We start from the raw sequence: 4109 nt of genomic DNA, 5'->3' as shown, positions 1-4109 counted from the left end.
GGCCCAGTCGGCCCGAAGCTGCGATTTTGGCCAGGTTGAAGAACGAACACTGAACGCTTGATTGATTCTACCAGGACCGTTGCTGACCACCGACCTCGTAGATATCGGCTTCCATGGAGCAATTGTAGCTCTCTGCGATGTTGAACATCTCGGAGAGGAGGCTTTGGATTTCCTCATCAAGGGAAATGCCATCCGGATCGGGGTCATAGGCGACGGTCAGTTTGTAATCACAATTGCCGTTTTTTACCATGGCGTAGTCGCGTTCCAGCATCGCCTCAATCCGCTCCCGAGCGGGTTTTCTACCTCTTCCACGCTTGTTGAAGTTCTCGATAATCAGATGCAGGGCGATGCTGGCAGTGGGCGGCTTTTCCGGCAGTTTGGTCTGTGACGGAATAATGTCGAGCGCCCGATAGACGGTCATTCGTGAGACCTTCAGGTCGCGGGCAACGCGGGCCTTGCTGGCGCCGGCGGCAAGGCGACGGCGGATTTCATCGTCATCGACGTTCTTCTTCCGGCCTTTGTAAACGCCTTCGGCGCGCGCCGCTTCGATCCCGGCGCGCTGACGATCCTTGATGAACTTCAGCTCCATATCGGCGACCATGCCGAGTATGGTGATGACCATTCGCCCCATGTCGCCCGCCGTCGTCACCTCTGGCTCAAGGATGCGCAGCGAAGCTCCCTTTTCATCAAGCTCATGCACCAGGTTCAGGACATCGCGCGTGGAGCGGCCGAGCCGGTCGAGCCGCAGCACGACCAGCTCGTCGCCGGTGTGCATAAACTGCATGATCGTTTCCAGTTCCGTGCGCCCGCTCCGCGAGGCCCCCGATCCGGTCTCGGAACGGATAATTTCGCAACCTGCATTCTTGAGGCGGCCAATCTGGATATCCAGATCCTGGTCCGTGGTGCTGACGCGGGCATATCCGATACGAGCCAAGTGCAAAATCCGTCACATTAGGGTGGCTCTTGCAGTGTATCGTCACATTGAGCGCAAACCCACCCTTTTGTGACAGACGAATGGTGTCACTCGGCCCTATCACTCTGGGGTGTACCCAAATGTTATAGGCCGATCAGCCGCCTCACGCTGCAAGCCGTCCAAAATCAATCCGGTCGTTCAGGTCGAGGTCGAAGCGGCCATAAGGGTTCACATGACTGTAGATCAACGGCGTGAGACCACGATAATCTTCCGGCGTCATCCGCCCCGCCCACTTCGGCTCAACCAGTACGGTCTGAAGCATGCGGGTGTTCACATACACCAGCGACGCTTGCAGGAGGTGTAGCGCCAGAACGGAGATTTCCTGCTCATGGATGCGGTTGGTGGCGATCTCGCCGCCCTTGCCGAAGAACACGAAACCATTAGCGCCGTTCCAGTTCTCAACCACATTCAGCCCTTCGTGGATCTCGCGGCGGAATGCCTCCTGACGCAAATACCGGCATAGGAAGATTGTTTTGACCGCGCGGCCGAGTTCACTCAGCGCCTTGTAGGTCGGGTGCATCACTTCGGCTCTGGCAAACCGGAGCAGGATCGCTTCCGGATCGGCGGTGCGCGATTGCATGGCAGCGGCATATTTGACCATTTCGTCATATTGTTGCTCGATCTCGTCCCAGTCGATCGGGCTGGAGAGGATCGGCAGTAAATTGGAAAGCCGCGTGCGCATGCCGGCTTGGGGAAGGGCCAGTTTCTGGCGTGCCACTGCTTTCAGCCGCGGGGCAAGCTCAAATCCAAGGAGTCGGCAGAACGCAAAGCCGACTGCGCTCTGGCCGTGGCTATCGACGTACTGGCGCTGGATTTCCATGTCGGTGCAATGGCGTAGCACGCCTTCGATCATGGAGGCGACCTCCGAGGAAGAGCACCGCTTGAGCTGGGAATAAACGCAGGTCGCGCGCTTCTCCACATGCCAGTAGATCATGACGCCACGGCCGCCATAGCGGGCGTGCCATTCCGTCATCAGGTTGCGGTCCCACGCGCCGAACTTCGTTGAATCGGACGCGCATGCCGTGCCCGCATCTCCCCATACTGCGGCATTGCGGATTGCCAGTGTCGCGTTTGCTACCCGCGCGCACGCCTCCCTCAGCGCTGGCGCGTGGATGAAACGGCGATGGACATGCAGCAATTCCTCGTAACTGACATCGGGTGTTGCGCCAGCGACCCGCTTGAGCCCGGCGTTCGTGCCCAAGCCATAGAGACACAGCAAAAGACGCTGAGCCAAGGCTGCTTTCGACAGGGTAACCCGCGAGGCCGACGTTTCGAAAGCATCCATCAATCCCGTGTCCAGAGCAGCCTCTTTCAACACGTCCAGCAGTCCGGTCATCGGCCAGCGCTGACCGATCTCGCTTTTGATCGAAGCGAGACCCTTCGGTTCGGGCAAGGGCTTGAACGGTGTAATCGATATCCGGTTGTCGCCGCGCCACAGGAGCCGGACCTTGTCGTTTTGTGGAATATTGGCATTGAGGAGCAACAGTTCCCGTTCAAGCTCCTCCCGGATCGAGGCGCAAAACGCCTGCGCATCTGGCGTCAGGCTGAGGCCGGAATAGTACGCATCTCGCCTGATCTCGAAGTCCTTGGGAAGATCGTCATCGGGATTGCGATAGCGATCCGCCCCGACCACCCAGATTTCTTTGGAGCGGATGCGGTCGCGCAGTTGCGTCAGGACGCAAAGCTCATAGCTGATCCGGTTTACCCGCCCATCGTCATCAATGACGGAACTGCGCCATCGCGCTGGAATCACCTCATCGATCGGAACATCCTGCAATGGCACGAAGCGGCATCCGCCATCCACCTTGCTCCTGATCCAGTCGAGGGCCGCCAGGACCGGCCGCCACACCGCGTTGTTCGACCGGAACTCAAGTACGGAAAGCAGGCTTGGCAGCATGCGCCGGTAATGATTGGCCCAGGAACCACGCATCACCTTGTAGATGCGCCGGTCCAGAGCGCCCTTCGCATGGCTCTCCTTGACGATCGCCGCCAGCTTGGCCTTACCGGCGATCGGGAAAATGACATCGCAGATGCGCCCCGATGGTTCATTGATCGAGGCGCTGGCGATCTCGACCAGCAGGCGCTCCTTTCCATAGACCCGCTCGATGTCTTTCGCGATATCGCCCACCACCTTGCGTTTCGAGCGCGTTCCGATCTTGTGAACGGTTTCGATCAGCAGGTCGATCATCGCGTCAGTGAGTTGCGCCTCCCGCGACATTAGATAAATCGCATAAAGGCCGAGCTGTCGCGCCGGCGCATGCCGGCGCATCTCCGAGGCCTTTTCACCGGCAACGCGGCGAACAATCTGATCGACCCATGGCTTGCCCGTAGCCGTCAGGAGATCATGGGGAAGATCAAGTCTCTGGATAAAGGCGAGTTTCTCGGTCACGTCGAGAATGTTGTCGAGCGTTGCCTGTCCGGCGTCACCCTTCATCCTGTTGAATCCGGTCGAGCTGTCCGGATCGGCAAGCGAGGCTTCCAATAACGCCACCGCATCTGACGAAAGCCGATCACTGGTTCCGATCAGCCAGGTGTCCAGATAATCTTGCCGTTGTGAGCGAACGACACGTTCAAGCTCCTTGCGCGACGGCCCATAAATACGCCGGTCCCGGCACCACAGGAAAACATGCTCAAGCATGGCATTGATCGACTGGCCGCCCGGGCACAGCTCGCCAGCAATCCATTCCGTCAATTGCGCGCGATCCACCCGCTTCATGCGGTGATATCCAAGATGGATCAGGATCTCCGCACAATGCCGTCGTGCTGTCCGACTGGAAAAGTCATAACCGGCTATCTCGCCAGCCTCGACACCGAGTTGCTCGGCCAGATACGAGAGGCCATCGGTAGGGATTGAGCCGGGATCGATCGCGAAAAACCCCAGGGAAGCGAAGAATTTCAGCTGCGCGGCGAGGCCAAGGCGCGTCAGGGCCGGCTTCGAATTTACAAAATCAATATCGGCAAAGCTCAGGCTCCATCGTCCGATCAAATCCCCGCCCGGAATACTCCGATCCATCAACCCACTCCCTATGATGGAGCGAACTGTCCTCTTCTATGATTTCCATCGTCAATACCGAATGCCACGTTCCCAAAACGTTCTCCGACTTGGCCAAAATCGCAGCTTGGGGCCGACTGGGCC

Annotated in this window: 2 protein-coding genes; both read right to left on the bottom strand. The window is 58.6% G+C overall.

Annotated elements, in window-relative coordinates:
* Positions 1-67: 67 nt before the first annotated feature.
* Positions 68-934 carry a recombinase family protein gene (locus HJG53_RS18175; RefSeq protein WP_006953933.1) on the bottom strand — a complete coding sequence of 289 codons (867 nt, stop codon included), beginning with the start codon at positions 932-934 and terminating at the stop codon, positions 68-70.
* A gap of 142 nt (positions 935-1076) precedes the next feature.
* On the bottom strand, positions 1077-3986 hold the full coding sequence (locus tag HJG53_RS18170) for a Tn3 family transposase (RefSeq protein WP_048938210.1): 2910 nt from the start codon (positions 3984-3986) through the stop codon (positions 1077-1079).
* Positions 3987-4109 lie beyond the last annotated feature (123 nt).

The organism is Sphingomonas sp. ID1715 (assembly GCF_013044515.1).
Lineage (GTDB): Bacteria > Pseudomonadota > Alphaproteobacteria > Sphingomonadales > Sphingomonadaceae > Sphingomonas_B.
Note: the sequence above shows the minus strand (reverse complement) of the source record. Positions and strands in the feature narration are given on the sequence as shown.